The 5,058-nt window shown below is 48.3% G+C and carries 4 protein-coding genes, 1 tRNA gene and 1 pseudogene; 2 read left to right on the top strand and 4 right to left on the bottom strand.

What is annotated here, in order from left to right:
• Positions 1–85: 85 nt before the first annotated feature.
• Entirely contained in the window at positions 86–967 is an 882-nt protein-coding gene (locus tag LOC54_RS11255; protein ID WP_279313890.1) for an N-formylglutamate amidohydrolase, read from the bottom strand.
• Between the two features lie 108 nt (positions 968–1,075).
• Between LOC54_RS11255 and LOC54_RS11250 the strand changes: the two genes are divergently transcribed.
• Positions 1,076–1,150, top strand: a tRNA-Val gene (locus tag LOC54_RS11250).
• Here the strand turns inward: LOC54_RS11250 and LOC54_RS12400 are convergent.
• Both LOC54_RS12400 and LOC54_RS12395 read right to left on the bottom strand, forming a co-directional pair.
• Complete coding sequence (locus LOC54_RS12400; protein ID WP_408740349.1) at positions 1,101–1,763, bottom strand: site-specific integrase; 663 nt, start codon at positions 1,761–1,763, stop codon at positions 1,101–1,103. The genes LOC54_RS11250 and LOC54_RS12400 overlap by 50 nt on opposite strands.
• Before the next feature lie 407 nt (positions 1,764–2,170).
• Positions 2,171–2,497 carry a helix-turn-helix domain-containing protein gene (locus tag LOC54_RS12395; protein WP_408740348.1) on the bottom strand — a complete coding sequence of 109 codons (327 nt, stop codon included), beginning with the start codon at positions 2,495–2,497 and terminating at the stop codon, positions 2,171–2,173.
• A gap of 958 nt (positions 2,498–3,455) precedes the next feature.
• Here LOC54_RS12395 and LOC54_RS11245 point away from each other — a divergent pair.
• The gene (locus LOC54_RS11245) at positions 3,456–4,367 is read left to right on the top strand and encodes a hypothetical protein (protein WP_279313889.1); all 912 of its coding nucleotides are present in this window, start codon (positions 3,456–3,458) and stop codon (positions 4,365–4,367) included.
• A gap of 170 nt (positions 4,368–4,537) precedes the next feature.
• Here LOC54_RS11245 and LOC54_RS11240 read toward each other — a convergent pair.
• Positions 4,538–4,981: pseudogene (locus tag LOC54_RS11240) on the bottom strand (transposase); the annotation flags it as partial.
• Positions 4,982–5,058 lie beyond the last annotated feature (77 nt).

Below are 5,058 nucleotides of genomic sequence, written 5' to 3'. Positions count from 1 at the left end.
CCTTGCCCATAAACCCGTCCTCTCTCAGGCCGGTCTATAGCTTAACCCCCTGTCCAAAAAACCGGGGCCACCTCTATCTACCGTTTTACCCCGTGGCTGTAAGCTCCCATCCGAGCCTTTGTGTCAGGGCGCTGATTTGCCCGCGCGTACGGGCAAATCCTGTGCTCAGGCCCGCTTCCTTCCCATGCATATAGAGATCCTGGCGGATTTCGATCTGAACTGCGTGAATGTTTTCGCCTGGGGAGCCATAATGCTCCGTGATGAATCCTCCTGCAAACGGTCGGTTACGGCGGACATCCGCACCTGCCTCCCGCAGGCTGTCCTCTATGGCTGCGACGAACCGCTGATCTGATGACTGACCGAAGCGGTCTCCGATGACGAATTCGGCCTGGTCCTCGCACAGGCCGGGCATCATGGAATGCAGATCCAGCAGCACGCAGATTCCGAAATGGTCACGCATCTCCCTGAGCAGGCCGTGCAGTGTCTTGTGGTAGGGTTTCCACATCTCGTTCAGGCGACTGCTGACTTCCGGAAACGAGAGCGGTCGGGCGTAGATTTTCTTGCCTCCTGACACGACAGCGGGGATGCTTCCCAGACCGGCCCGGGCGCGGGCTCCGGGGCGAAAGAACCGCCCGCCTGCCCCTCTGACCTCCGAGGGATCCACATCGAGAGGAGCGCGGTTCACGTCACAGACCACACGCGGGAATGTTGCCTGAATCAGGGTTGCGCCGAGACCGGGGGTATCTGCCGCAAGGAGGTCAACAAAGGCATCCTCTCCGGAGCGAAGTTCGGACAGGGTCAGTCTTGTCCGGGATATGAAGGACTCTTGATAGGCACGGCCTGAATGCGGCAGGGAAATCACCAGCGGCAGAGGCTGTGTGGCAGGTCTTTCGACAACGACGGGAATGAGCGTCCGGCCTTGATCGACCGGGGTTTCCGGCAGGTCCGGAATGTCTGATGGCGGCATGATGCATGCAATACCCTGTCCATGATGGTGCGACCAGACCGGGAACCGTTCCGAAGGGGCTTGACGCCGTCCGGGATGTTCTATTACAAGCCGCTTCACCGGACAGATGGGCGCATAGCTCAGCGGTAGAGCACTACCTTGACATGGTAGGGGTCACAGGTTCAATCCCTGTTGCGCCCACCATCTGTTCCGGCAGAAAACCAACGGTTTTCTGAGACTTATGCATCGGAGTGTCATCCTTTGCAGTTGAGTCTAGCACGCTGTTAGCACGCATATTAAAATTTACCATCGATCGGGCTGCTACCCGGTCGATGGCGCTTGCGACCTCGTCAATAGCCTGCTTGGCGTTTGCGAGGAAGTCCGGACGCACATGCACATAACGTCCTGTGGTGCGAAGATTTGGCATGGCATGCCCCATGAGAGAGGCAACTTCTATCTCTGGCACGCCACGCGTAATCAGTTCAGTCGCCATGGTGTGGCGAATTGTGTAGGGCACGATTTCTGGCGATAAACCTGCAGCGTTCCGGGCAGCACGCCATGCTCCGTTGATCTTGAGAATCGGCTTACTCTTGTAGGTGACCAGAGGTCCGAATGACACGCTCTCAATCCATGATCGTAGAAACTCAGGCACCGGGATACGTGGCCTTCTCTTCTTTGTTCGAGCACGACCAGGAGGGTTCAGGTCAATCACTCCGTGCTTTAGATCGCATTGCTCGCGAGTCAGCTGCAGAAGAGCTTCAGGACGCGAAGCCGTTCCGATGAGGAGCGCAAGAAACATACGAAGATGGGGTGGCATATCTGTCGTCCAAAGCCGAGCCATCTCCTGGATCGTCATAATGCGTTCACGCCCCTCACCTTCGGGTGGAAGCACAATCGGAATCTGACGATCGATCTCTCCATTCTTCCATGACCAGTTCACAGCAGCAGCGGCTATACCCATGACGCGACGGGTATAACCCGCAGAGTAACCCTTGCCACGCAAGCAGGAGGCGATGCGCTTTTGCTCGGCTACGGTGTACCCCGCAACGGAAGCACCAGGCTCCATGCAATCCAACATCAACTCCAGCGCCCTTCTATTTGGACCAGAGCTTCGCGTCTTCTCACTATGCTGCTTGAAATATCTCATAAAAACAGACGCCAATCCCGTTTCTGACGTCGGTTCATTTTTCCTCTTGGCATGTTCCGTTACGTATTCTGCAAGCCTTATTTTCGCTTCCTGAAAAACATTTGTGCCAAGAGATGCTCGCTTTGTTTGTCTGGTCTTGCGATCATACCAGCACGCGCACCATGAATCCGAGTTCGGACGTTTTCCAAGGAAATATTGTCCAATTCGGAACAAGGTGTCTGTTTCGGACATATTTCATTCCTTGCAAGGTAGTCTATCAGATGAACTTCAGCGTAGCGCACCCGCGCACGGATTTTGAGATAACCGATCCGGCCCTCCCGCCTTTCTCGCCGTAGTGTAATTGGAGAAATACCAAGGCGAGAAGCTGCTTCCGGCTCTGTGTACAGCAAATAACTTGCCGTCACTTACCCAACCTCGCGCGAGGCAGTCATTTTGGAAATAGCGTTTCTCCTTTTGTTATTTTTTTGGAGAACACGCCTCGCTCTCTCCCTAAAAACCTGTAGAGAAACAGCAAATACATCACCATAGCACTCAAGAAACGCCCGATGAATCAACTCATATGACCAATCCTCATCACGGAATTGGCGCAGATCATCTACATGACGAATAAGAAGTGAACGACAGGCACTCTTGCCGCTCGGAATTGGTAAGTGAGGTTTTTTCTGAAGCATACCCATCAGTTCGCTGCACTCAGTCATATTAAATAAAATAAAAAACATCAATAATTATCGTTATCAAGCATTTTCCGTCGTGTCAAAAATATATTTTTATTACAATAAATCTTTACTTCTTCAATTCTTTACCAAAAATCTTCCTTTCTTCCTTTCTTCCTTTCTTCCTTTCTTCCTTTCTTCCTTTCTTCCTTTCTTTACTGTAAGCGTTCGGCTCTCACACGCTTGAAGGCTGCTTCCGCCCTCATGTCGGTCATCAATGAACGTGTTGCCAGTTCCGGGAAGAAGACGTTGTACTACCCCCATCAATCGGTGCAGCACATGCCATCTAGCAACACGTCCAGCGTGGCCAGAACCGGTTCTGACACTGATAGCGGGCTTGCGCCGCTGTCATGAAGTGCGCGCGTGGAAAGCATATCCGGGGACATGACCCCGCTCAGACTCTCCCGAAGTCTGACAGAACCGATCTGCGCCACTTCCCGCAGGTGAAGGTCCAGTGCTGATCTGCCCCTACCATGGCAAGTGCCGTGTCGATCAGCGCCCGAAGCAGAGCACCGTGATGGCATGGGTGATCCTTTATTTCACTAAATTCTTTAGGGGAACTCCTTACAGAAGACCAAAGGAAATGAAGAAAGCTGATGGTATCATCGGATAATATATATATGATAAGAAAATTTTACTGAGGTTATCAATGACTGTTTATTCATTTGCCTGCTCGACACCTGATGACTGGTCAAGCTGGCACATCTGGGTGAGGACATTCGGACCGGGTATAATAACTGCTTGTGTAACAAGTTCGATAGCGTCTGCTGCATATATTGTGGCAAGAACGCAAAGAGAAATTGCGGCAAACAAATATGATTTGGATTTGTTTGATAAGCGTTACCCTCTTTTTGAGAAAATCAATGATGCTGCAGAAAAAATCGAAAAGTATGATACAGGAAAAGAATGTATTGTTGAAAATATACAATCATTAGATACGTATGAAAAAATAATTTCTCACCGTAATCAGTGTATTATTTATGTTGAAAGAATTAGAAATTTTAATACTGAAGTAATAAAAAACGTCTATGATGAAATAAATAAATCAGTTAGGCTTTATAGAAATATAACTCCTGAAAAAGTGTCTATATTAAAAAATAAAATAGAATTATTAAATAAAAATAAAACTTATGAATATAAAGGTATTGAATATACATTTTGTGGTACGGTGGATGCATGTTTAGAGTTTTATCTTGAAGATATGCAAAACAATATTATACAATCATTAAGAGATAATATATTAGAGGGTTTTGAAAACAAAATTAGAGAGCATGAAAATTATATTCATTGTATAGAAAATAAAATAGAGCCGTATAACAATTACGGAGATGAAGAAATAAAAAACTATGTAAAAAAACATAAAGATATTATACTTTCAAAAACGAGAGACAAAAATATTTTTATTGAGAATGAAATTTATTTTAATGATAAATACAACGAATTTATTTCTTATATATCTGAATCATTTAAAACAATGAATGAAATTCAATCATGTATCATTTTTATTAGAGACGAGATGAATAAACACCTTAATGTAAGTGACGTTTCTTACAAAAAATAAGACATCGTTTATCGTAATACTTTATAAAACTCTGAAATTAAATTTGGAGGGTTCGAAAAACTCTCTGGTTTTGAGGCTGCCTTTGTGGTTCCATTTCCCCTGAGTTGATTGGGGTATGGATCATGAAGCAGCCGGGTTTCTTTGACGTTGAAGAGCGGCTTGCCCCCCCCTTACCTGACCGGCAGGAGCTCTCCGAGACGGCTTGCGGGAAACCCTGCGACCATGGTTTCGAGGGTATTCCGCAGCCATTGAAATGGCTCAATTCCGTTAAGTTTCGCCGTTTCAATCAGTGAAGCGGCAATCGCCCAGCGATCAGCCCCGCCTTCACTCCCTGCGAACAGTGCATTCTTGCGCCCGAGCGCCACGGGACGAATAGCCCGCTCAACCGGATTGGTGTCGAGGTCAATACGACCGTCGTCGATGAAACGCTTCAGATCGTCCCAGCGGTTCAGGGCATAGCGGATGGCTTCAGCCAGCTTGCTGCGTGTCGGCAGAAACGGAAGTTTTCCGCTGAGCAATTTGTGGAGCGCCGTGACAAGATCCTGGCTGCGTTCCTGCCTTACGACCCGCCGATGGTCGGGCGGCAGGCCACGGATCCGTTCCTCAATCTGGTAATACCAACGGAGTTCTCCTGTGACTCATCTGTGATGTGACACGCACTGTCCTTTCTGATTCTCTTTATTGAGGAGGA

The sequence above is a fragment of the Acetobacter sp. AN02 genome, assembly GCF_029759835.1.
Lineage (GTDB): Bacteria > Pseudomonadota > Alphaproteobacteria > Acetobacterales > Acetobacteraceae > Acetobacter.
The sequence above is the reverse complement of the archived record's forward strand: the minus strand, read 5'-3'. Positions and strand labels throughout refer to the sequence as shown.